The organism is Tropicimonas sp. S265A, from assembly GCF_049800835.1.
In the GTDB taxonomy this organism is placed as follows: Bacteria; Pseudomonadota; Alphaproteobacteria; order Rhodobacterales; family Rhodobacteraceae; genus Dinoroseobacter.
The window spans coordinates 801,469-826,771 of record NZ_JBNAFU010000001.1; the positions used below are offsets into that span (position 1 = coordinate 801,469).

At 59.0% G+C, this 25,303-nt stretch carries 15 protein-coding genes; 6 read left to right on the plus strand and 9 right to left on the minus strand.

Going from position 1 to position 25,303, the window contains the following annotated elements; all coding sequences use genetic code 11:
• Positions 1–386: 386 nt before the first annotated feature.
• Both ACP15N_RS03970 and ACP15N_RS03975 read right to left on the minus strand, forming a co-directional pair.
• Entirely contained in the window at positions 387–1,679 is a 1,293-nt protein-coding gene (locus tag ACP15N_RS03970) for an HlyD family type I secretion periplasmic adaptor subunit (protein ID WP_425090918.1), read from the minus strand.
• 18 nt (positions 1,680–1,697) lie between these two features.
• Positions 1,698–3,413 carry a type I secretion system permease/ATPase gene (locus tag ACP15N_RS03975; protein ID WP_425090919.1) on the minus strand — a complete coding sequence of 572 codons (1,716 nt, stop codon included), beginning with the start codon at positions 3,411–3,413 and terminating at the stop codon, positions 1,698–1,700.
• A gap of 525 nt (positions 3,414–3,938) precedes the next feature.
• Here ACP15N_RS03975 and ACP15N_RS03980 point away from each other — a divergent pair.
• Positions 3,939–9,959, plus strand: a complete 6,021-nt coding sequence (locus ACP15N_RS03980) for a choice-of-anchor I family protein (protein ID WP_425090920.1) — start codon at positions 3,939–3,941, stop codon at positions 9,957–9,959.
• Positions 9,960–10,236: 277 nt separating this feature from the next.
• On the opposite strand, the gene ACP15N_RS03985 is transcribed toward ACP15N_RS03980, so the two are convergent.
• From ACP15N_RS03985 to ACP15N_RS03995, 3 genes are all read right to left on the minus strand, one after another.
• Positions 10,237–10,554 carry an antibiotic biosynthesis monooxygenase family protein gene (locus ACP15N_RS03985; RefSeq protein WP_425091600.1) on the minus strand — a complete coding sequence of 106 codons (318 nt, stop codon included), beginning with the start codon at positions 10,552–10,554 and terminating at the stop codon, positions 10,237–10,239.
• 315 nt (positions 10,555–10,869) lie between these two features.
• Positions 10,870–13,446, minus strand: coding sequence for a cation-translocating P-type ATPase (locus ACP15N_RS03990; RefSeq protein WP_425090921.1), 2,577 nt, complete (start codon positions 13,444–13,446; stop codon positions 10,870–10,872).
• A 240-nt stretch (positions 13,447–13,686) separates the two neighbouring features.
• Positions 13,687–14,976 carry a ferredoxin reductase family protein gene (locus ACP15N_RS03995; RefSeq protein ID WP_425090922.1) on the minus strand — a complete coding sequence of 430 codons (1,290 nt, stop codon included), beginning with the start codon at positions 14,974–14,976 and terminating at the stop codon, positions 13,687–13,689.
• A gap of 291 nt (positions 14,977–15,267) precedes the next feature.
• On the opposite strand from ACP15N_RS03995, the gene ACP15N_RS04000 reads away from it, so the two are divergent.
• Positions 15,268–17,034 carry a PHA/PHB synthase family protein gene (locus ACP15N_RS04000; RefSeq protein WP_425090923.1) on the plus strand — a complete coding sequence of 589 codons (1,767 nt, stop codon included), beginning with the start codon at positions 15,268–15,270 and terminating at the stop codon, positions 17,032–17,034.
• Positions 17,035–17,262: 228 nt separating this feature from the next.
• Positions 17,263–18,036, plus strand: a complete 774-nt coding sequence (locus ACP15N_RS04005) for a DUF6782 family putative metallopeptidase (RefSeq protein WP_425090924.1) — start codon at positions 17,263–17,265, stop codon at positions 18,034–18,036.
• A gap of 400 nt (positions 18,037–18,436) precedes the next feature.
• Here the strand turns inward: ACP15N_RS04005 and ACP15N_RS04010 are convergent, their stop codons facing one another.
• The 4 genes from ACP15N_RS04010 to ACP15N_RS04025 all read right to left on the minus strand — a co-directional run bounded on the left by ACP15N_RS04010 (position 18,437) and on the right by ACP15N_RS04025 (position 21,527).
• On the minus strand, positions 18,437–19,546 hold the full coding sequence (locus tag ACP15N_RS04010) for a hypothetical protein (protein WP_425090925.1): 1,110 nt from the start codon (positions 19,544–19,546) through the stop codon (positions 18,437–18,439).
• A 208-nt stretch (positions 19,547–19,754) separates the two neighbouring features.
• Entirely contained in the window at positions 19,755–20,048 is a 294-nt protein-coding gene (locus ACP15N_RS04015) for an alkaline phosphatase family protein (protein ID WP_425090926.1), read from the minus strand.
• A 112-nt stretch (positions 20,049–20,160) separates the two neighbouring features.
• Positions 20,161–21,162 (minus strand): DUF1214 domain-containing protein, encoded by a 1,002-nt coding sequence (locus ACP15N_RS04020; protein ID WP_425090927.1) that lies wholly within the window; start codon positions 21,160–21,162, stop codon positions 20,161–20,163.
• 17 nt (positions 21,163–21,179) lie between these two features.
• Positions 21,180–21,527 carry a hypothetical protein gene (locus ACP15N_RS04025; protein WP_425090928.1) on the minus strand — a complete coding sequence of 116 codons (348 nt, stop codon included), beginning with the start codon at positions 21,525–21,527 and terminating at the stop codon, positions 21,180–21,182.
• Between the two features lie 73 nt (positions 21,528–21,600).
• Here ACP15N_RS04025 and ACP15N_RS04030 point away from each other — a divergent pair, with 73 nt between their 5' ends.
• The 3 genes from ACP15N_RS04030 to ACP15N_RS04040 all read left to right on the plus strand — a co-directional run bounded on the left by ACP15N_RS04030 (position 21,601) and on the right by ACP15N_RS04040 (position 25,246).
• On the plus strand, positions 21,601–22,620 hold the full coding sequence (locus tag ACP15N_RS04030) for an AraC family transcriptional regulator ligand-binding domain-containing protein (protein WP_425090929.1): 1,020 nt from the start codon (positions 21,601–21,603) through the stop codon (positions 22,618–22,620).
• Positions 22,621–23,281: 661 nt separating this feature from the next.
• Entirely contained in the window at positions 23,282–24,430 is a 1,149-nt protein-coding gene (locus ACP15N_RS04035) for a hypothetical protein (RefSeq protein ID WP_425090930.1), read from the plus strand.
• A gap of 48 nt (positions 24,431–24,478) precedes the next feature.
• Positions 24,479–25,246 carry a hypothetical protein gene (locus tag ACP15N_RS04040; RefSeq protein WP_425090931.1) on the plus strand — a complete coding sequence of 256 codons (768 nt, stop codon included), beginning with the start codon at positions 24,479–24,481 and terminating at the stop codon, positions 25,244–25,246.
• Positions 25,247–25,303: the final 57 nt, after the last annotated feature.

The window sequence follows — 25,303 nt, forward strand, 5'->3', positions numbered from 1 at the left end:
AAATCCGCCGCGTTCGTTCGCACCGTCGGTCGGAACCGTTGATAAAAATGTGCGTCCGCGTTGGCAAACCGGTCTTCCCCAGACCTCATGTGAACCATAGCGGCCGTGCCCGGTTCCAGCCAAGTCTAGCGGTCACATCAATCTCTGAGATGCGCGCAGGCGGTGCAAGACAGACCGGGTCACGGACAGCGCCACGAATGCGCGGGAACAGATCCCAACCTTCCCGCCATCGCGCGATCGGTCCTTTCCCGGATCGCGAGTGGAACGCTGCGCGAAAAGGCGGCCAGCATCGCGGGGCCCGTTCGGAAAACGTGTAGCAAGGTCATGCCGCGGGTTCGCAGCCCCCGCAAACAGCAGCATGCTCGATGCCCTCCACTTTCGTGGATCTATTCTTCCCGGAACGCGCGGTTGAAGTAGTCCGTGAAGGGCTGGACCAGGTACGCCAGCGGCGTTCGGCTCTCGGTTTGAATGAAGCTTTCAACCGGCATTCCGGGCACAAGGCGGCGCCCGTCGAGGGCTTCGATCTCCGCATCGGAAACACTCAGATACGCCGAATAATACTGTGCGCCGGTGGTGTCATCCACGAGGACGTCCGGAGAGATGCGGTCGAGTGTGCCGGACACTTCCGGCGTGGTGCGGGCCGCGAAAGCCGAGAAGCGCAAGACCGCGTCCTGACCGGGATAGATCGCATCCACATCGGTCGCGTTGATACGCGCGGCGATGACAAGGCGCGTATCTTGCGGAACGACGAACAGGACCGGCTCGTCCGGTCGGATCACCGAGTTCCGGGACGTCACGGCGAGGCTGTGCACGATGCCGGAGATCGGAGAGGTCAGCGCCAGCCGGTCGCGTTGAACCTGCAATGCGCGCTTGCGTTCGTTCAGTTCGGCGAGCGACACCGACAGGTCCCGAAACGCGCTCAGGGTTTCCTCTCGCCGTTCTGCTGTGATGCGCAGCAACTCGGTATCGATCTGGACAATGCGCCCCTTGTTGCGGGCAATGGCGGCGTGCAACTCGCCCTGCGCGCCAACCAGCTGCGCTTGTTCCCGCCGGACCTCGAGGACCTGAGACCGCATGGTCAGGCCGCGCTCAAGCAAATCATCGAGACCGGCCAGTTCCTCCTCCACGAGTGTCAGCTGTTCACGAAACGACGCATCCTGTGCGCGTTGGCCGTCGATCTCGTTGCGGATCTGCGCCTGCTGATCGAGCAGCGACTCCACCGTTCTGTCAAAGGTTTCACTGCGCGCCGCGAACAGGCGCACCTGCCCCTCGAATACCTCGGCAAGATCGGCCTCCTGCCTGAGGCGCGCGGCAAATGCGGGACTGGTGGTGATCCGGTCAGCCCCGTCCAGTTCCGCACGCAGCCTGAGCGCTCTTGCCTCCGCTTCGTTGAGTTGCCCCTGGATGATACCGAGTTCCGCGTTCAGGTCGGACCCATCCAGCTGCAGGACAATGTCGCCCGCCGCCACAAGGTCGCCTTCCTCGACGAGAACATCCCGGACGATGCCACCATCGGGATGCTCGATCACCTGGCTGCGGCCTTCGACCTCGATCAGGCCCGGTGCGATCACGGCGCCGGCCAGTTGCGCCTGGGTACCCCAGGCTCCAAGGCCGCCCACCAACAGCATGATCGTTGTCGCGCCGATGAGATGAAGACCCTTCGAGTTCCATGTTTTCATGACTGAGATGCGCCCCTTCTATTGCCGTGTGGAGCCCTGGAGGGAGTAGACGACTTCCGCGCCACGCGCAGGCGGAGGTGCGGCGGGATCCGGGGCGCTGTCCTGCCTGCGAAGCACTTCCCTCAGCACATCGTCCTTGGGGCCGAATGCGGCGATCTTGCCATCCCTGATCATCATGATCTGCGTACACTCGGCGATGGCGGCCGGGCGGTGCGCCATCACGATCACGATCCGCCCGTTTTCCTTCATCTCTCGAATGGCCCGGTTCACGGCCGCGGAGCCAGCGGCGTCCAGATTGGAATTGGGTTCATCGAGAACGAGGATCACCGGATCACCAAACATCGCCCGGGCCAGACCGATGCGCTGTTTCTGCCCGCCCGACAGCTTGATGCCGCCGTCGCCAACGCGACTGTCATACCCGTCGGGAAGACCGAGAATCATGTCATGTGCCCCCGCACGCTCGGCAGCGGCGATGATGGCCTTGGGGTCCGGGTTTTCAGCAAGGCGCGAGATGTTCTCGGCAACGGTGCCATCGAACAGGACGATCTCCTGCGGAAGATAGCCAACATACTCTGCGAGCCCTGTCCGGCCGAACTGATCTAGACTGGCACCATCCAGACGAATTGAGCCTGTTGCCGGCTGCCAAAGCCCGGTCAGAACCCGCGCGAGGGTCGATTTTCCGGATGCGCTTTCTCCGATGACACCGACAGCGCTGCCGGGTTCGAGCTTGAAGTTGATGTTCGAGAGCAAGGGCTTAGTGCGTCCGGGCGCGTAGACACTGACTGACGCGGCCTCCAGGTTAGCCGCGGGCGGATTGAGTCTGGTGCGCTTTGGCGGCTTCGGAACGGCCTCTGCCAAACGCCGTAAAGAGGCCCAACCCGCGCGTGCACGCGTCACGAGCGCCCACCCCCCGATGATCTGCTCCACGGGGGCGAGGGCCCGTCCGAGCAGAATTGATCCGGCGATCATGGCGCCGGGCGTCAACTGGTCCTGTAAGACCAACCATGCACCGAGCGCCAGCATCGCGGACTGCAAGAACAGGCGGATCGCCTTGGAGATCGACCCGAAGCCGCCATTGAGGTCGGACACGGTCATGTCCGTTTCCAGTGCGGTACTGCGTTTTTCCCTCCATCGGTTCGATGCCGTTTCCGTCATGCCCAGTGCACGCACCGTGTCCGGCTCCATCCGCAGTGTTTCGCCGTATCGGGTTGCAGAAGCGGCGGTTTGCGCCGCACGCTTTGCCGGACTTGCAGAGAGTGCCTGGTTCAACAGCGAAAGCGTGATCATCGTCAGCGCACCGCCAACGGCCAACCAGCCCAGCAAGGGGTGAAACAGGAAGATCGCGGCAATGAAAAGCGGCGTGAACGGGACATCGAACAGGGCCCCGAAAACAGGTGCGGAAAAGAACCGGCGCACGGCCTCCACATCACCCAACGCGGTCATACTCTCCTTGCGCATCTCCGGTGGGGCACTCAGCGACCCGCGAAACGCATCCAGATCGTGGCGCGCCTGAAAATCCGCGCCGATGCGTGCACCGATACGTCCGCGCACAAAGTCGAGGACACCCATCGCGAGATACAGAAACGCGACAAGCACAAACAACGCAACCAGCGTCGCCTCCGACCGGGAGGACAGCACGCGGTCATATACCTGCAGCATGAACAGAGGACCGGTCAGCATCAGGAGGTTGATGAACAGGCTGAATACAGCAATGAAAACCAATCGGGCCCGCACTCAAACCTCCATCAAAACTGGCACCTGAAGGCACCACAAAGCTCTGTTCCTGACGCAACGGATGCCCACAAACGACATCCGCCCCATCCTTCAACCGGTTGGATGTGTCACCCGGATGACGTCACGCCCAAAAAACACGGGCCGGGTTTCAACAGAGTTAAAAGCTCGGAAACCACGCAATGCTTGGGGCCAAGCATCACGCGGCAACGGATTTGTTTGAAACATCATTGGATAAACGGGTGCTTGGGATTGCCCGATAGAAACGGCGAATGTCGTTTTCGATGACATTGAATCAACCACGACAAAAAATGCGGCCCCGTTATGCGATCAATTTTACATACCCGTTATCCAACCAATACAAACCCGTGATGTTGGCGGCCTAGCTCCTGTTTCCGGGGGGCGTCCGCGTGGGCGTTCGGGGCTTGATCGAGGCGCGTCGCTTCTTACCACGTCCCGAGATCTGTTTGATCTGTTCCTCCCGATTTTGATCGTCGAGCTGAACATCAGCGCTCAGGAGTTTGCCGAATGCCTTTCACACTACAGATTTTGCACGCCTCGGATTTGGAAGGCGGACTTGATGCGATTGAAAACGCACCGAATTTCACTGCGATTGTGAACGCACTGGAGACCGACGCATCGAACCAGGGTATCGCGTCGATCCTTCTGTCCGCAGGTGACAACTACATCCCGGGTCCGTTCTTCAATGCCGGTGGCGACTTCTCACTTTCGGCGACATACGAGGGCTTCTACAACGCGTTCTTCGGGCTGATCGACACGTCGGTTCTGAACGCGTCTGCGGACACGAACGGCGATGGTTTCTTCGATAATTCCGAGATCGCAGACCAGATTACCGCCGGGACGGTTACGTTTGACGAGGTTTACACCACGGACATCAACAGTGACGGGTTCAAAGACTATTTCGAGGAGATCGACACCAATAGCGGTCGCCTTGATGTTGCGATCCTGAACGCGCTGGGGGTGGACGCATCCGCCATCGGCAACCACGAGTTCGACGCGGGTACCGATGTTTTCGAGAACATCATCAACTACGACAGCGAAGAGGGGAATTCGCTGTCGTCGGGGCGGTTCGGTACGCCCAACTACCTGCAGGAGGTCGACACCCCGGGTGTTCAGTTCCCGTATCTGAGCGCGAATCTCGACTTTTCTCAGGATTTTGATGTCGGGCCGCTCTTCACAGACGAAATTCTGCCCAACACGGACTTTCAGTCGGACTTGCTAAGCGCGCGCGACGACCCCAATGACCCGGAATTCCGGGGGTCGGACTCCAACGACGACAAGATCGCCCAAGCCACAGTGATTGACGCCGGTGGCGAGCAGGTTGGCGTCGTCGGTGCCACGACGCAGTTGGTCGCGTCCATCTCGTCCCCTGGCACGATAAACGACGTGTCCAGCAATGGTACAAACGATATGGCGGCCCTTGCTGCTACACTACAGCCGGTGATCGACGATCTGATCGACGGGGCGGACGACACGCTTGGCACCGGGGACGATGTCAACAAGGTCGTGCTGGTCAGCCACTTGCAGCAATTCGCGCTCGAGCAGGAACTCGCGTCCCTGCTGCGCGGTGTGGATGTGATCATCGCGGGCGGGTCGGACACCATCAACGCCGACAGTCAGGATCGCTTGCGCCCGGGAGACACCGCTGATCAGCCTTATCCGGCGATCGTTTCGGATGCCGACGGCAACCCGACGGCAGTCGTCTCGACCGATGGGGAGTATTCCTATGTCGGGCGTCTGGTGGTCGAGTTTGACGACAATGGCATCCTGAACCCGGCCTCGATCGATGAAAACATCTCCGGGGCCTTTGCCACCGACGAACAGGGGGTCATCGACGTAACCGGCGCCGCAACGCTCGAGGACGCCATCGCCGCGTCGCAGGCGGCGACGGACGTGCAGAACCTGACGAACACAGTGACCCAGATCGTAACGGCGCTCGACGGGGATATCGCGGGCGAGGTGTCGGTGTTCCTGAACGGGGAACGCGCTTCGGTCAGAACTGAGGAAACCAACTTCGGCAACCTGACTGCGGACGCGAACCTTGTCGCAGCACAGGAAGTCGACGAGGACGTATTGGTCTCGATCAAGAACGGGGGCGGCATCCGCGCCCCCATTGGCCAGTTGGTGGATAACGGCGATGGCACAAGTTCGCTGCTGCCCACCGCCGCCAACCCGCTGTCGGGCAAAGAGGCGGGTGAGGTGTCTGAGCTCGACATCGACAATGCCTTGCGCTTCAACAACGGCCTTGCGACCGTGGAACTGACCCCCGAAGAGCTGAAGATCGTGCTTGAGCACGGCGTCGCGGCAACCGCCGAAGGGGCGACCCCCGGTCAGTTCCCGCAGGTCGGCGGTATCCGATTCTCGTTTGACCCAGACGGCACGGCGCAGGTGCTGGACGATGATGGCAGCGTGCTGACCGAAGGCACACGCATCAAGAACGTCGCTCTGATCGACGAGACGGGTAAGGTCACTGAAATCATCGTCCGCGATGGCGAGGTGACGAACAGTGCGCCTGCGTCGATCAAGGTGGTGACGCTGGACTTCCTTGCCGGCGGCGGTGACGGATACCCGTTCTCGGCCTTCTCGGATGTCACCGACCTCGGCATCGGCGAGCAGGAGGCGCTTTCGGATTTCCTGAAGGCGAACTTCCCCAAGGATGGACCTGAGTCTTTCGACGCCGCCGATACCGATGCGGCCTCTGACACGCGTATTCAGAACCTGTCGGTGCGCACCGATACGGTGGATGTGCCGGTCGCCAGCGAAGAGCTGCGGTTCGAAGTGGTTGCGGAGTTCGAAGGGGACGGCGGCAATGGTGCCTCCGAAGTTGTGGTGCACGAAGACGGCAAGCTCTACGTCACCAACGGCGAACTGGGGCGCATCGATATTTTCGAACTGCCGCAGACCGATACACCAAACAGCTTCATCGACCTGACCACACTGAGTGGCTTCGACGGACTGCAATCCGCCGCCGTGAAAAACGGCGTGGTCGCCGCAGCCATTTCGACCGCAAATGTTGAGCGGTCGATCTTCGGGACAGAGGTGGAATTCTCTCAGCCCGGCTTTGTCGCGCTCTTTGATGCAGATAGCGGCGCTCTTCTGTCGAGGATCGGTGTCGGCAACCTGCCCGACATGCTCACCTTCAACGCCGACGGCACGCAGTTGCTGGTCGCGGGCGAAGGTGAGAAGAACGATGACAGCGACAATGACGACAATCCAATGGGCACGGTCGCAATCATCGACACCACCGATCCCGAGAACCCGGATCTGGACCTGATCAACTTCGGCATGTTCAACGGGCTCGAAGACTTGGCCCGTGATGCCGGGATCCGCGTTCAGGACGGCGTCAGCATCGGCGAGGATCTGGAGCCCGAGTACATCGCGATCAGTCCTGACGGCACGACGGCCTTCGTCTCGCTCCAGGAGAACAACGCCATTGCCAAGATCGACCTCGAGACAGGCGATGTCATTGACATCTTCTCCCTCGGAACGGTCGATTTCAGCAGCGAAAGCAAGCTCGACCCGAACGATGACGGGGTGATCGACATTGCGAACTTCGACAATCTGGTCGGGTTCCGCATGGCAGACTCGATCGTCAGCTTTGAAAGCAACGGCACAACCTACTTTGCGACAGCAAATGAAGGCGACAGCCGCGGTTTCGACGAAGACCGTGTGGGCGATTTGGCAGATGCCGGTCTGATCGATGAAAGCGTCGATATAAACGGGCTTGAGCGTCTGGAAGTGTCCACAATTGACGGCGACACGGATGGCGACGGCGATATCGATGTGCTGCACACGTTTTCTTCGCGGTCCTTTTCGATTTTCGACGAGGACGGAAACCTCGTGTTCGACTCCGGTCCGGAGTTTGAACAGATCATCGCAAACCTCGCGCCTGAACGGTTCAACGATGACGACGGCGACACGGATGGGGACGAGGACCGGTCCGACGCCAAGGGCCCGGAACCCGAGGCTATTGCCGTCGGCGATGTGGATGCCATGACCTATGCCTTCATCGGGCTGGAGCGTGACAGCGGGATCATGATCTACGACATAACGGACCCTGCGAACTCAAGCTTCGTGAACTATATCCCGCCGAAATTCGTGGGCACGACCCCTGATGATGAAGTGGCCCGACACGGCCCCGAGACCATTGCGTTCATCTCGGCCGAAGACAGCACCACCGGCAACGCCCAGATCGCGGTGGCCTATGAGATTTCCGGGTCGACAGTGGTTTACGATCTGACGCCAGCCACGCCGTTCAAGACCATTCCCGAAATTCAGGGGGCCGGTCATGTCTCTGCCTTTGACGGACAGGAAGTCCGCACCAGCGGGATCGTCACAGCCGTCGACCGGATTGGGTTCTACGTGCAGGATCCCGATGGCGATGGCGATGATGCCACGTCGGATGCGATCTTCGTGTTCACTGGAAACGGCGCGCCGGACCTCGTGTCTGTGGGCGATGCGGTCAATCTGCGCGGCGTCGTCAGCGAGTCCATCCCGGGCGGCGCAGACACGGGCAACCTGTCGACCACACAGTTGTCCAACGCCGACATCGAGATCACCAGCAGCGGCAACGCGTTGCCCGAAGCCACGGTCCTTGGTGCCGGGGGCCGCACGCCGCCGACAGAAACGGTAATCTCGGTAGACGAGTTGCCGGTCAACCTTCAGGACGACCCGGGCACGTTCAATCCTGAAACCGATGGCATCGATTTCTACGAAAGCCTAGAAGGAATGCGCGTCACGGTCGACAACCCGGTCGCGATCTCTGCGACCAATCGCTTTGGCGAAACATGGGTTGTTGCGGACGACGGTGCGAATGTGACCTCGCCCACGGGTGGTCTGAATGATCGGGGCGGACTGACGATCAATGCAGACCCTGACGGGTTTGGTGATCTCAACCCCGAGCGCATCCAGATCCAGTACGACAGCGATCTGCTGCCCGACGGGTTCGACCGTCCAGAGATCAACGTCGGTGACGATCTGTCCAATGTGACCGGTGTTGTCGACTACGCTTTCGGGAATTTCGAGATCAAGGTGACGGAGGCTTTCGCGGTCGAGGCGCCGACATCGAATGACAAGGAGGTGACGGAAGTACTTGGCGACGCAGACCGCTTGTCGGTGGCGACGTACAACATCCTCAATGTCACTGCCGCAGAAGCCGATGGCGATGCGGATCAGATCGACCTGCTCGCCAACCAGATCGTCAACAACCTTGGCACCCCGGACATCCTTGCCCTGCAGGAGGTTCAGGATGACAGCGGCGTTGCCAATGATGGTACGCTCAGTGCAGACCAGACCCTTCAGGCGATAGTCGACGCGATCGAGGCGGCCGGAGGTCCGACCTATGCATTCGTCAGCGCCATCGTGGACGAAGATGGCGAAAACGGCGGCGTCCCCGGCGGCAACATCCGGAACGCGTTCCTCTACAACGAGGATCGCGTCGAGGCCAAAGAGTTCGTGACCCTTGAGTCGGATGTGCTTGCAGATCTGGGCGTTGCCAACTCGGATGCCTTCGATGGGACCCGTGATCCGTTGCTCGGCGTGTTCGAGTTCAACGGTCAGGAGGTAACGCTGATCAACAACCACATGTCGTCCCGGTTCGGCTCAACCCCGATCTTTGGCGGGCCACAGCCGTTCGAGCAAGCTGCCGAAGATGCCCGCGAAGCGCAGGCCCTTGCCTTGAACGAGGTGGTCGACATTCTGTTGGCGGATGATCCGGATGCCCGCATTTCCGTTCTGGGTGATCTCAACACCTTCGAATTCACCGACGAACTGGCCGAAGACCTGCCCGGTGTCGGAGAGGAGAAGGTGCTCACAAACTTGATCGAAAAGATGGAGGGTGACGAGGCCTACACGTTCAACTTCCAGGGCAACAGCCAGGCACTTGACCATATCTTCGTCACCGACGAGCTGCTCGAAGGGGTCGAGGTGGACGTTGTGCACCTGAACGTGGACTTCGCCCAGTTCGCATCGGACCACGAGCCTATCGTGGCCAGCTTCCTGATCGAAGATCCCAACGCACCCGGCGAGGTGCTGGTCGGAACGAACGGGCGCAACACCCTCGAAGGCACCGGCAGGAGTGATACGATCCTTGGCCTTGGGGGCCGGGACACGATCTTCGGGAACGCGGGGGATGACCTGATCCTCGGTGATGGTGGTCGTGACACGGTGTTCGGCGGTGACGGGGACGACACCATCTTCGGCGGGCGTGGACGCGACACCTTGAATGGCGACGGTGGCAGTGACTTCATCTTCGGGGACGGTGGCCGCGACCTGATCAATGGCGGAGCAGGCGATGACCTGCTGGTCGGAGGGCTTGGTCGTGACACATTCGAGTTCAACGAGATGTTCGGCAATGACACCATTCAGGACTTCAACGTGAACCAGGATGAACTGGCGTTCCTCGGCACTGTCTCTCTTGAAGTGACCGAGAGCGCACGCGGAACGCTCATCACGGCAGAGGGCGATGCACAGGGCACGGTTACCCTGCTGGGTGTGTTCGATTTCGGCGACGAGCTGCAATTCGTCTGATCTGCCATCGCACCTCGACCAAGACAGGAGCCGGCGCAAGATTGCGTCGGCTCTTTGCGTGTTTCAGACTTTGGTGCCTGATAAGGATATCCCGTTTCATATCGCCGGGACATCTCAGCGGACGTCCCTGCCCCGCGGCATGTATCCGGCATCATAGTGCGATGCTGCGCGAACAGCCCTCAGGGCCGACATGAACAACCGGTGCGACACACGGAAAACGTCGAACGGATTGCCTGCGTGTCGATCGGTCATCCGTTCATGGGGGACAGGACGGCTCTCAGAATACCCCTGCCACCTCATACATGACCGGCTCGAAACGTGTGGCAAGCCCGGCAATCTCGCGGTTGCGCTCTCGCATCTCTTCGCTACGGAGCATCGCCTGAAAGTCCTCACGTTTCGCCCATTGCGAATAGTTTGCTATCCGGGTCTGCGCGTCGTTGACGTGCAACCCCGCGGAGATGAAGCCGGGCTGTTGGGAGATGAAATCGCGATACGCTCCCTGCAGCTTGTCGAGTAGATCAGCGCAGGTGCCGGGAGAGCATTCGAACGTGGTGATGACGGTCTGGCATGCCGCAGTTGTATCAATCTTGAGCATCGGGTCCTCCTCCCTTTTTACTTTAGCAGGTATCGCATCTTCTTGCGCGGGTGCATGTTTGCCAAGGCTCGCCCTGACGGCTTCGAGATAGTGAAAACATACAAAACCTCGATGCAATCGGGTTTCTTTCGAGCCTTCAAGCAAACGAAGCTTCTTGATCGCGCCCTCCCGGTGTCAAAGGCACTCTCGGCCCGTTTCTGCCTTTCGCCGTTGTCGCTCGCGCTGAACGCAGCTTCCGCTTGGCAGGCGTGGATCAGCGGTCCTGTTATGTAGAAGCACGCAAAATCGTACGCGGTCCGTGGCTTTCAAGACGCGCTAGGCGTGCGCTGCGCTGCCACGCCGCGTCAGTTTGATGATCTCCGGCACAACCACGAGCGGGAGCGCGGCAAGTGCGATCCAGCTCCAGTGTTCCAAACTCAATGGCACAGTTCTGAGCAACGTTTGCAATGGAGCCCAATAGACGGCGGCGACCTGAGCCAACAGGCTTGCCGAGAACGCAAGAATCAAGAAGCGGTTTGAGAACCATCCAATAGCTGAGCAAGGCATGTGGAGGGAGCGGAACGCGAAGACGCTGACCTTCTCGAACACAACCATGCCGGTGAAGGCCGCTGTCCGTGCGACATCGACACCGGACGGCAAGAACACGTAGAAGAGGAATAGACTTGCAGCGCCGGTATAGGTGCCGAAGGCAAGCAGTGTGAGCAAACCCGGTCGTCCGAGGATCGCGGCATCGGGGGACCTCGGCGGTCGTTGCATCTGGCTCTTTTCCGAAGGCTCCAAACCCAGCGCAACGGCGGTCAGGCTGTCTGTGATCAGGTTCATCCAAAGGATCTGTGTCGCAAGAAAAACAAGCGGTCCGCCGATTAGCAGATTTACCAGAATGGCAATCACTTCACCGGCGTTGGAGGACAGCAGATAGCGAACAAACTTCCTCAGGTTGTCAAACTGGCGTCGTCCCTCCTGCACTGCGGAAACGATTGACGCAAAGTTGTCGTCCAACAGGATAAGGTCTGCGGCACCTTTCGATACGTCCGTTCCACGTATACCCATCGCAACGCCTATATCAGCGCGCTTTAGCGCGGGCGCGTCATTCACCCCGTCGCCTGTCATGGCAACAATCTGCTGTTCCGCCTGCAAAGCCGCAACGATACGCATTTTATGTTCCGGGCGGGTACGCGCAAAATGGACCGGTTTTTTCAAGCGAAGCTGCAGTTCAGCGTCTGAAAGTGCGTCAATCTCAGGACCTTCGAGGAAATCGCCTGGGTCCAGACCTATGTCTTTGGCAATCGCACTGGCCGTCATTGACGCATCGCCAGTGACCATCAGAATGCGAATACCGGCTGCCTTGGCATGTCTGATGGCAGCAGAGACCTCTTTGCGCGGCGGATCCACCAGCCCGGCCAGGCCGAGGAAAACCAGGTTCTCCTCCTCTGTGTTGTTGAGTGATGCATCGCGAGACGCCAGAGCCAGGACGCGCTGACCGCGCGATGCCATTCGTTCATAGGCCGCATTGATCTTTGTGCGGTGCTCACCCGTAAGTTGCACTGGTCCTGATTTCGTTAGAACCTTTGTGCAGCGCTCCACGATGGCTTCGGGCGCGCCCTTCACATGGAGCTTTTGGGCAGACCCCGCCTGCAGCAGGACACTCATGCGCTTTCGGTCACTCGAGAACGGGTTTTCTGCCAGTCTCGCATCGGGCGGGATATCAGGCGCCCATCCCTTGAACGCGAGGGTAACCAACGCACCTTCGGTCGGCATGCCGATCATGTTCCAGCCGGAGTCCGAATGCTGTAGCGTCGCGTGGTTGCAGGCGAGCGCCGTTTCAAGAAACTGATCGAGTGTCGGATCGTTGTCTGCGCGCACTTTCTGACCATCACAGGAAATGTGGCCGGCCGGGTCGTAGCCTGTTCCGGTGACTTCATAGTTGCGATCTGCTGTCCAGATCTTCGTAACCGTCATCTGGTTTTCGGTGAGCGTTCCGGTTTTGTCAGTGCAGATGACGGATGCCGCGCCAATTGTCTCGATGGCCTGAAGCTGACGAACCAAAGCGTTTCGACGGGCCATCGCTGATGCGCCGAGGGCGAGCGTGACCGTGACAACCGCAGGAAGCCCTTCGGGCACAATCGCGACTGCGAGCGACAAGCCTGTCATGAACATTTCGACCGGTGGGCGCCCCATGAGCACCCCCAAAGCGATAACCAAACCGGCCACCAACAGGGCAGCGGTTCCGATATCGCGAGCCAGTTTTCCGAGACGTTGCTGCAGGTTTGTAGGTTTTTCTTCAATGCGCGCGGTCAGGTCGGCAACTTTTCCAAATCGCGTGGCAGTTCCAGTCGCCGAAACGATCCCTTCTGCCCGGCCCGCGAGTACGGATGTACCGGCGAAGAGCAATCCTGCGTCGCCGTCATCGCCAGTGCATTTCGAGACAGGCACCGACTCGCCGGTGAGCGCGCTTTCATCTATCGAGATCTCCGTGTTGTCTGAAATAGCGATGTCCGCAGGGATTGTGTCTCCAGTTTCAATAAGGACGAGGTCGCCGGGCACAATTTCGCGCGACGGGATCATGATCTCCTGACCGTCTCGCACCACCACGGCACTAGGTTGCAGAATGGCCCGCAATGCTTCGAGTGCGGTTTCCGCGCGCCACTCCTGAACGAAGCCGAGAAGTGCGTTCAGCAGTAGCACCATACCAATTGCAAGCGCGTCGATGTGTTCGCCGAGCACGAGAGCGATCCCGGCAGCGAGAGCAAGGATCAGGATCAACAGCCCTTTGAATTGCCGAATGAAAATTCCTGCGACCGATGGTGGCGCGCCGCGCGGCAATTCGTTCGGTCCATGCTTTTCGAGCAATTGCGCAGCCTGCTCCGTGGTAAGACCGGAGGTCGCTGACATGGGGGGATGGGTCACGGTGCGCCTTGATCTGAACAAATTCTCTCATGCCACTCTAGGGCAGGCCTCCGCCAAGAGATTTGCGCCGGATCAAACTTGTTTGGGCTTTAAATCCGGGGTTCTGGCAGCACGGGCCTTCGCTATGCCCGGAGTGCAAATGCCAGAAGTACGCCCAGCATCACGAAAACCGCAATGACCACCGCTCTGAAAATCCGCGCATCCTGTGGAACCTTGCGAAAACGGCTAATCATATTGAAACCTCTCAACCAGGATGCGCCGAGGCGTGACGCCACAATCGAGTAGCGCAATGTGCAGCGCCGTGAGCATCTTGGGGGGGCCACACAGTACAAACAGCCATGTTTCAAACTGGTCTTTTTTGAAGTGACGCTCCATCAACTCGCGCGTTATCACCCCCGTTTCGCCGGACCAACCGGGTTTTGGCTCTGAGACCACGGTCACGACTTCGGCGATGCCTGTATTTGCCAAATCCTCCAGTTCATCGGCAAACAGGATCTGATCCTCCGTCCTGTTTGCGTAGATGAGCTTTGCCTTGCGAAGATCGTGAGTGACCTGCATCTCGCGAAGAATGCCAAGAATGGGGGCAATCCCTATTCCGCCTGCAAGCAGCGCGATGCCGGGTTCAGCGCGTTTGTCGACCGTCAGCGTTCCATGAGGCCCGTCGATGTGGGCAACAGTCCCTTTCGCGATTTGGCCGACACCTGAGGTGAAATCACCCAGCTCTTTTATCAGGAACTCCAACGCGGGGCCTTTGGAGGGGGCCGAACTGATTGAGAACGGGTTCTCATGAAGCGAAAACGTGCTGTGCCCAATGTTGAGCCAGGCAAACTGCCCCGCCTTGAAGCGGATACCGCGATGCCCGTCTGGCTCAATACATACTCGCCAGACCCTGTTGCAAAGCTGCTCAACCGCGCTAACCCGCCATGGGGACCACAACTGGTTAAGCGGCTTGAGCAGGTACACATATACAAGCGAAAATGCGGCAATCGCTGTCATCACGGTCCAGTACCAGTAAACCACCGGTGCTTCCGCATAGCGCCCGGCTGTGACGGCGTGGTGCCAAAGGAAACCTGCAATGAGCAGTGCACCAACTCCGTGGAAGAAGCGCCAGTTTTCGTACTTGTACCCGAGTTTGTCATGGCGCATCGACGCTGCAACGAAACCGGGCAAAAGAACAAAGGCAGCGATACCCCCAGCCAGTGCATCCAAATCAGAAGTAATGGTCAGTTCCCGTGTTGGATCCCAAGGTCGAGGCGGACCGGGCAGAAACTGATAGAAAAACGGGTGGATCAGAGCAAAGACCAGAGCCACACGCGCGATCAGTTGATGAAACCGAAGCGTGATATCGAGACCGATCCCGCGCGAAATACTACGAAACCTGCCGGACAGCAGGAACTCGGTTAGCAAAATAGCATAGGCGAGCATCCCAAACCCGGAGGCCAGTTCCTGACGGAAAGCGCGTGGCGGCATATTCTGCAACCACGAGAGGCCAAGCGGCAGGAGGAGTATCAGCAAGTACACTCCCAGCAAAACACCAGCTCGTCTCATGAAGGCAGCGCCCGACAAGAGACGGAATACGAAAGGTGGTCAGTAGCAGCTTGGAACTTGTACATGGCACAGCATGCTAAGCACGACCGCGCAGTTTGTTCTTGAGACGGATCAAGTACCACCGAACGGCACCGTAAGCAGCGCTGCCGCTGATGACCTGAGTCAATGCGGTCACGCCGGTTTTCCTCGATACTTGGAGGCATCTGCCGAGCAGGCCTTTTGAGGCGTTTTAGGATGGGTGTTCCAAAGAGATCGAAGGTGTCCGAACAACAGGAAGAACAAGGCGCATCCCCGATTGTCGGAAAGGATACTAACGCCGCCCCGCGATACCAGTTTTTGGACCGTGCAGTGCATGCAAGCCTTGCACGCCTGACAGGTGGCGTTTCACCCTATTCAATTTTCGCGGCATGGAATGATTGGGCCCTGCATTTATCGCGATCACCCGCTCGGCAGCTGGAGCTTCTTGAACGCGCCCAGCAAAATGCGATGCGATTGGTAGACTACGCGACGACCAAGGATCAGCGGCCCCCGTTCGAGGCCAAAGCGCATGATCACCGGTTCGACTACCCTGCTTGGGACCATGCACCCTTCAATCTCTGGAAGCAGTGCTTCCTCGCCATGCATGATTGGTGGGATGTCGCCACGAACCCGATCGCTGGTCTGCGCGCGCGTGACGCCGACCGGATGCGGTTTCAGGTTCGTCAGGTGCTCGACTTGGTCGCCCCTTCCAATTTTCCTTTCTTGAACCCTGAGATCATTCATAAGACTCACGAAGAGAATGGAGCAAACCTGCTTGAAGGAGCGCAGCACTTCTCAGAAGACCTTGTTCAAACGCTGAGTCAAACCCACAAACCCGAGCCAGACGGATGCAGGATTGGAACCGATCTGGCTTGCACGCCAGGTGAGGTAGTCTTCAGAAACGAGTTTTTTGAGCTGCTGCAGTATTCGCCGCAGACCGATCAGGTGCATCCCGAGCCGGTATTGTTCGTGCCAGCTTGGATCATGAAATACTACATCCTCGATCTGTCGCCGCAGAACTCAATGGTAAAGTACCTCGTAGATCAGGGGTTTACCGTATTCATGATATCCTGGCGCAACCCTAGGGAAGAACATGCGAACTGGTCATTGGAAGACTACCGCAAGCATGGCCTGATGACCGCGTTGGACACAGTCAACAAGATCGCTCCGGGCAGAAAGGTGCATGTAAACGGCTACTGCCTTGGTGGAACGCTCTTGGCCATCGCTGCATCCGTGATGGCACGCGACGGCGACGACCGTTTCGCATCGATCACACTGATGGCGGCTCAGGTCGATTTCGCAGAAGCAGGGGAGCTGCTGCTTTTCGTGGATGAAAGCCAGGTTGCCTTTGTGGAAGACCTCATGTGGGCGCAGGGCTATCTTGACCGACCGCAGATGACCCGAACCTTTGCAACCATTCGGGCCGAGGACTTGATTTATACTCGCGCGGTCAACCGCTACTTCCTCGGGCAAGAAGACTTGCCTTCGGACATTCTGGTTTGGAACGGCGACACCACGCGGATGCCTGCACGCATGCATTCGGAATACCTTCGCGGCCTGTTTCTGGAGAACCGCCTCAGCGCTGGCCGATTTGCCGTGGACGGCCGCGTCATAGCATTGAAGGATATCTCAGCACCGATTTTCTTGGTTGGTACCGAAACCGACCACATCGCGCCTTGGCGCTCGGTTTATAAAACGAGGCTCTTTACTGACTGTGATCTCTGCTTCGTGTTGACCAAGGGTGGACATAACGGTGGGATCTTGAGTGAACCCGGTCACCCAAATCGCCATTACCGCGTCGGCTTCAGGCAAGCCGGAGACCTCTACACTGGCCCGGATGATTGGTTGGCACGACACGATCCGATTGCAGGGTCTTGGTGGCCTGAGATGGCGACTTGGCTGAAGGATCATTCATCGACACCCATGTCTTCCAGTGAAGCCCTTGTCCAATACGACACCAACAAAACAAGAGAGCCCGCCCCGGGCAGTTACGTGTTTGAAACATAATTCGACGACCACTTCTGAACCCGTTCTATCCAGGTCGGTGGTTCGTCCCCTGAACGAATGAGGCAAGCTCCGGAACGTCGGAAAAGATGCCCAGCACAGCACTCGTTTCGACACCTGCGTGCCAGAGATTGTTGTCGTCGGCAATGTCAATGGGCTCGTATGATGGAAAAGGTATCGGGTTCATGAGGATGGTAAGCGCAATGCGGAAAAAACTGAGGTGATCTGGGGATGAAAGCGTCTCTTTTCTGGATATCTTCGGCGCTTTTGCTCGCCTGTATGAGCGGCCTTGGAAAAAGCGAGATCCAGTGTCTGCCGGAAGCAACCGGTCCCGCCGGTACGGCATTGCGCGAAATCCAAGCCGAGTTGCAGGCCTGCGCGCTCTGTGCTCCAGCCTACTTTACCAGCATGACGGCGCGTCCTCCGGACTTGTGTATTGACGATAGTGCTCTTGCACCGCGCGGCGCATACGAACCAGAGGCCCATCGCATTGTTTTGAGCCTGCATTTGAGCCGTGGAGAACAGCTATTGGTTGCGCTTCACGAGATCCGACATCTTGATCAGGTGGCGCTGGGGCTCTGTCCGTCACCGCAGATGGCCCAAGAAGCCTATGTTACCGCAAAACTCGCTCTGGAAGCCGATGCTATGGCGAATACCGTGGGGCTGGCATGGAGCATGCGTCACACAAACACCGGCACATGGCGGGCAGCTCAGTCGATAAGTCAGTACGATGACATTACCCGTATTTTTTCTGACAGAATAGACGAGGGCGCAACAATGCCCGAGGCGGTGGGCAGTGCCTTCGCCCAATGGTACAAGTCTGGCTGGCGTGTGGAAAACTACCGTCTGGCCGCCTGTATGTCGCAACTAGACCAGCGGGACGCACAACATCTCCTACCGCTCTACGCACCACTGCCTGAAGCTTTCTTTGAGGTTCTGTGCAAGTTGCCGGACGGACGACCATACCCCTGCGAGGTGCCTGACCAAACCCCGGAGTCCGACTGATTTGGTGTCGCCAAACATCATTGGCGCAACAGCTTTCATGCGTCTTGCCAATTTCGCGCGGCAAAAGATCAATCCAGACCAGTCGCCGATTTTTCATTTTCCGCTCCAAGCGGTCATCTGGCGATTTCCGCCCATGCCTGCCGTTCGCTCATAGGCTGCATCGCTGCGGTGCGGACCGTCGCACCGGCCATTCGCTCCGTCAGCGACATCCTACCGAAGTCGCACTCACATCCTGCGGATATAGCAGTCAGGCGCAGAACAACCGTCCGCGCGAACCAAGTGTCGTCGTGACCAAAAACACCAAAAAGACCTGAAGGCAGGCAAGGACAACGATGCTTGCCATCACAAGTGTAGCTTCATGCGGAAACCGGCCGCAAACCACGTCCGACAAGGCGTGAGTTTACAACGTATCCGAGAAGAACCGAGGGCGTATAACGCGTAACGTGATTGCGCCGATCCCGGTCAGGGCAAGTGCCAGCACGAAAATCCATCCCAAGAACGGGATAAGCCCGATAACCCCCGCCGAGAGTGCGCCGATGCCCGCAGCAAGCGCGCGTTCACCAAGGCTGTCCGGCTCCGGTTTACCGAATGCGAGGCGAAGTCCAACACCAAAGGCGTAGGCGGCTACAACATACCCGGCCAAACCGCCAGCGAGCGCCAGCACTAGCACTGCTGGCGCAAGCAAGAGCCCTATGACGGTGATCGCCAGCAAGAACCCCGTCCCGATAACCGTCGATTGCGTCAGAAAACCCAGCCACAAGGTGTGGAAGGGCCGTGCCAGGATCTGGCGTCGCATTTCGGCAAGGCGATCCGGCACAAGCGCGGCGACAAGCGCTGCAATGCCCGCGACAACAACCACGCCGGCCAGGAAACTGGCTAGGGCCCCGAGTACACTGGGTCGCTCAGGCCCCTCCCACTCCTCCAGTTCGCGCCGTGTGATCCGCTCTGCGGGCGCAAGGGCCTCGGGAACCTCCAAGCTGCCGGGCTCGTCCTCGTAAAGTGTCAGTTGCCCGGAAATCGAAGCTGTATCCCCCCAGACCAATTCCTCAGCCGCGATGCTTACGTCGCCGCTCACCCGGGCATTGAATGTGACCTTTTCGCCGGCGATCAGGGCGTAGCCTCCGACATCTCCGTTCAAGTCGAGCTCAGAGCCAGCGACCCGCAAGTCGCCGCCAATGTTTCCAACCGAGACAGCGCGCCCGACCAGGGTCGCGTCGCCAAGGATATCAGTTTGAAACGTGATCTCTTCGCCAGCCGCGTAGACATCGCCTTGCACGACACCCTCCATAACGATCTCGCGCCCGGCAAAATGCGCGGTCCCCGTTATATCGGAAAGCCCCAAAACGGTTTCACCTGCCATGAAGAGGTCATCGACGCCGCCGTTCTGATGAACAACAGATCGTCCTGCATGAAATGCATCTCCGCCAAAGAATAGGCTGGAGGTGTCGTCCTGTGCCGACACCTGTGTTGCAAAGAAAGTTGTGAAAACAATCAAAAGAATACGCATCATGGCTCGTCCCCCCTGCACCAATGCGCAAGACGGTATCAAGCGGAAGGGAACAATACCTTGCTCCAAGTCAATCTGCTGCACCACCGATCGGCGGAAGAGCACAAGGCTAACGCTCAGAAAGGTGGCGCGGGGCGAGCGTCCGTTGGTGTGCTCGCTGCCAGCTGGGTGGGATCGACCTCGGTCTCTGGGCTGATATCGGCGCTCTGGATCAGGAGCGGATGATCTGCGTCCTCGACACTGTAGACGGTATGCCCGCTGGCCCGCTCATTCCATGAGCCGCCGGGTGCGCGCCGGTGGTCAGAGTGGAGTGGCCGACCATGGTTTCGGTTTTGGCGCACGCGTGGTGGGCGTTGTCGTACTGGACGCCCTGCTCCATCAGCTGGCGGAAACCGCACGGGCCGAATTGATCAGACTGTCGCTGCAGCAGGTCGCCGCGCAGTTTGTCGCCGGTGATCTGGAGGATGCGGCGTGGCCTGTCCTCGGCTATTGCAGCGTTCGCCAAGGCAAACGCCAGAAAGACAGCGCAATTCGCTGTTTGCAAGAATGCTCATACCGGCATCAACGGCTTCTCGATCTCATGGGTCGGCCCGCACGTTGCGCGGGCCGTGGGGCCATCAGTCCACGGGCAAAAGATCCGGAAAGGTCCATGTGCCGTCGAGAATCTCGGCGCGCGGTTCATAAAGCCGGACGGTATAGTTCCAGCCCGGCGTGACGGGGATGCAGTTGATCCGGCCGTCCTCGCAGGCCCCGAAATGGATGGTGTAGGAGCCGTCTTCGTTCGGAGTGGCCGAGGTGTTGTTGTAACTGTTCCGGCCGAGGTCGTTGGGCGCGAGATAGCCTTCGGCGTCGTAGATGGTGATCGACCAGAAAGCGTCCACCGGCACGTCGCGCAGCGTCACGGCATGGGGGGTCTCGCCGTCGTTCATCTCGACGGCGTCGACGAAGGCGGCGGCCGTCGTGGCCGGCTGGCCTGCCCAGCCCGCCATCCCGATCAGGTGGCCGAGCGGGTCAACCTCGTCGCGTCGGCCAAAGGCGATGCCGGCATCGAGGCCGACGGCTGCGGCAAGGTCGCTGACCGCCTGCCGCGCTTCGGCAAGGGCCTCGAGATCCCAGTCCGGCGCCTCGAATGGGCCGCTTTCGCCGCCTTCAAGGACAATCCCGTCCTGCACGGCATGGGCGCGGGCGGCATCGTCGGGATCGCCCGCGTCGATGAAGGTGCGGAACAGGAGCATCGCGAAGCGCGTCCCGACCTCCTCCTCGGTCAGTTCGTAGGATCCGGGCTCTGCGTAAGCGAAGTTGTAGTGGTCCTGGCTGATGATCAGCACGGACTGGAACCGCCCGTCGCCCTCGGGCAGCGTCACCGTCACCGGCTCGGACAGGTCGATGATGGCGGAAGAATACAAGGTGTCCTGATTGGGCCGGATGATCGGCTGCGGCCCGTCGGCGGAGACGACCTGCCGCTCATGGGCGATCTCGCCGATGCCCATGCCGCTGGTCTGCATCGTCATCCGGAACATCGTATCGCTCTCGGCGCGCATGAGATTCTGTATCGTGATATCCTCGGCGAGGGCCGAAACAGGCGCGCAGAGTGCAAGGGCAAGAAGAAGGTGTCGCATGTTCGATGTCCTTTCCGTCAGCTTGTTGGCTGGACCTCGGGGAAGGTCCACGGTCCGTCGGGGACCTCTGGCGCCGCCCCGTAGAGTGTCTCCCGGTTCGCGCTGATGGTCGTCTGATTGTCGACGGGCATCATTTCGCGGAAGTGGTAGAACCTGTTCACTCCTCCGGCGAGGGCAACATATTTGCCGAACTCGATGTTTGTCGCGGCACGGATCAAGTTGTCGACGGTGACCGGTATTTCCCGACTGTCGGCAAGGTGGTCCACCGTGGTGTCGAAGTTCTGGGCGTGAGTGGGACCAGAGGCGATCGCGGCGATGAATGTCAGAAACACGCATGCGGGGTTTGCCAATTGTTTCCCGATCATGAGGCAGCTCCGAAGTTTTCGTCCTAGGCGTTTTATCATAGTCACGCCGGTCATTTTGCGACAAAGGAACGCCATGAGACAAAAGCTGGTCAACATCATGGAACTGGCGCACGTCGTGGACATTCTCGACCGCTTCGCCCGGAAACGCACAGTCGACAGTGCGCTCCGATCGGCTGGTCTCGACCGTAAGATGCTGTCAGAAGGAACCGGGTTTGTTTCGTATGCCGCTGAGGCCGCCATTCTGGAGGCCGTGGCCCGCGCGATAGGCGATCGCCATCTGGGTGCCCGGGTTGGCCAAGCCTTCGACTACTTGGCCTACGGAGCCTATGCGAACTACGTGCTGGGCGCACTCGACCTGAGATCTGCGCTCGATCGCGGCCGCCGCGCGTTGTCGCTGACGCATCCCGGCTCTGAAATCGACATCCGACAGACCGACACGCACGTGGTCGTCGGACGAGACTCAAAGGGCATGTCGGTTGTCGGCCACCGGCATCTCGACGAAGGGGCGCTGTTCGTCATTTCAAAAGTGGTCAGGTATTTCCTGGGGTCAGACTGGCGGCCCGATTGGTTCGAACTTCCCGATGTGCGTTGCGATGACAAATCGAAGCTGGCAGACCTGTTCGGCGCACCTGTGAGGACGGGAGCCCAATCACCGTCCGTCGCGCTTCGGCGTGGCGACCTTGACACGCGAAACCCGCACCCCATGCAGTCTCGGAAGACCATTGCATTGGGGGACCTGGCCGCGCTCATGGGGGTTGAGCCGGTTCAGTCGATCGAAGGCGCGGCTCTGCAAATCATGCGCGCTCATCTTCCGACAGGTGTGCCTTCCGAGAGCAAAGTTGCGGCCCATCTTGCGATCGGCCCAAGGTCACTTCAGAGAGCCCTTAGGGCGGAAGGGACGTCATACAGGACAATCCGCTCCATGCTCATCGAGGAACAGGCGCGCGAAATGCTTCAGCACTCTGATCTTCCGGTCGAACGGATCGCCGAAATGCTGGGATACAAAGAGCCAAAAAGCTTTCGCCGTGCGTTCAGGGCGTGGACCGGCTCTTCGCCAAAGAGCTTCCGGGCCACCCGAGACGCGAATACTTGAGCCGTTGCCGCTGATCACATTGGCAAAACAAGTACATAACCTGGAAACCCAGGGCGTCCCGACATCCACCAAACAAGCTGAACTTCCAAACTTTCTGGACCTCAGCTCCGTCAGCTCTGCCGACCTTTTGCCGCTCTTGAGATCGCGCGACTACCACGACTCGTAGTCCCGGCCATACCGCACGACAGAGCATGCAAACAGGAGAAAAATCCGGAAAGGGCGAGAACCGCGAGTTGCCCGGGTTCGGATAAATGTCTTTTGGGTCCGCACAGCGGTCACTCACGCCTTCGCTCACAAGGGAGTCCAAATTGTTCAAGTGTCCATTTTCCGGGTGTTGGATCTGGATAAATGGACGAAGAGGACACCGGATCGAAAGCGTAAGGCTTATTGGCGATGCCTTCTTCGGCACGTAGATCTTGTTGAGTATGTTTTTGTACAACCCTGCCTCTTGTCGCCTCCGACCGCATTCGGGGCGACTTCACCGCGCTGCGCTGCGCTTAAAGCTCAACAGACATGAACACGCACGGGTTGCAATGAATGAGACGGAACACCATATCCTGACAACACTTGCACCTCAGGCACAAAATATATGGCTTCCTATTCTGGCTTTCTGCGCAAATCGCCAAGCGGACGACTAAAGGCATTCTTCGACAAACACGGGTTGGATTATCCACAGGACTTTGTCTGGAGTAGCGCAGGACGGGGTACGGCATTCGTCGCTGAGATCAACAAACTGATAGACGAGTTGCCCGCACTAAAACAGGATGCCGTAAAGGCCGAACTGGATCACCTTGCCAGCCTTGCCAACAACGCGGTTTTGGTGAGCGCGGAACAGGTGTGCCCAACAATGGGCATTGACCTAGAAGGCCTGGAGGGCGTGCAAGACGTGCTCTTGATGCTTGCGTTGGATTACCCGCAAGCTTTTGAGCGTGTGGCCGTCCAAGCATCTTTGAACAGGCGCACAGGCGGCAAGAATTGGTCGGCCTTCCAGTTCGACGACGATGGCAAGGCATGGGCTTTGGATGATGAGGCAGCGCGGGCGGCGTTTGTGGCTGATGCGATAGAAATTTTGAACCTGCCCGTGCACCGCAAGCGCGAGGCGGATTGGTATCGTGCTGTGCGGGTTCACGCAATTACTGGGGAGGAAACCGAGCTCGTCCAGGCAACAATCTACGTGGAAGACCGCGCGGCAAGCGAGTTGACATTCGGGGCGTCCGAAGGCCTGGAGCGGCAAGTGTTCCAACGTGTCTTGGAGGTCGGCATCGCTTGCAATCCTGCTGAGCGTGTTGTCGAGATTTGCGCTGCCGGTGGAAAGAAAGTTCGTGATGAGTACGCGCAGGCGTTCTCAAAGCATTTCGCACCGGGATCTGAACCGCCGGTGGAAGCTCCGCGCCGTGAGGTTTTATTGAACACATTGCGATCACAACCTGATTTCTCAGTCGAACCGGCAGATGGGGTCGAGCGTGTTGAGGTTTCGTCCCTTGATTTTTTCTCAACAGGTGGCGGCTTCGCACGCTTCGAGAAGCGCGGTGACGGCGAAACGATTTATCAGTTTCTGGACCGACGTTTGGCGCAAGTCTCGCCGATAAAGGCCGGCGGATGGCAGATCGTCTCTGCCACGCTGCGGATTGTTATGGCCCCACAAGATAGCAAGCGCCGCCGCACGTTGACTGTAACCTTGCGCGCGCCCAACACCACAACGATCCCGAACAAGACGGAAGTGGACCGCCAACTGGTGTTGCAGCTGTTAGAGCGATGGAACCTGATTGCGCCCCCCGCGCCCGAACCTGACGTGATCGAGGACGGTTGATTGACTCCGATTTCGTTACTCTGCGAGATCATCGGACAGACCGGGAAGGTGGCGGCTCAGGCTTATCGCGACGACGCGCGATATGGCGCGTTGCTAGATGCAGGCCTGATCCAGCGCAACGGCGTGGTGCAATCGGTACTTTGTGAGAACTGCCATGCTCCGCACGACGCCGAAATTGTCTTCGAGGGCGGTTCATATGGACACTATTGTCCCGAAATTGGCTTTGTTCCTGTCGAGCGCGCGGAAATCGTCGCTGTCCACCCCAACCTTGAAGCGCTAGTGGAACAACTTCATGCAGCATTGGACTGCGGGTCGGGGGGCATATCCCAACTCGGGCCGCAGACATGGCGTGTCGGGCTGGTGGATACACCCGGCGGGCGGGCGGCGGTCTACTTTCACCCTAACCTATCAAGCGGGCACGATTTGGTGGACCTCGAAACCGCCCTGCGTTGTGAAGTCCGGCGCGACTATTGCCTCGTCGTCAGCGCCACTGGAGAGTTGCAGTATCGCGGCGCCGCAACCGTCAATATGACTCAAATGGTAAGTATGGACCTTGGCACAACGCGCCTGAACAGCCTCGTGACAGCAGCTGAAGCGGTAAGAGCGCCACGACGCCAAACAGGCGGGCGACCCAATCTTCATCGTGAGCGCTTGCACGCAATGCTTGCAGAACGTGTAGCGAAGGGATTGGCCGAGAACGGTCGCAACGAAGAGGCCAAGGCGGTTTTGGCGGCCTATGTCGCGAGCTACCCGAGTGTAACCGCGCCCAAACTGTCGACCGTGAAGGCTTATGTCTCGGAGTTTCGGAGTGGATGATAACTGGATGAAAACCCAAGCCCTGTTTTAATCCACCCAGCGTCCGCGACGGTTCAC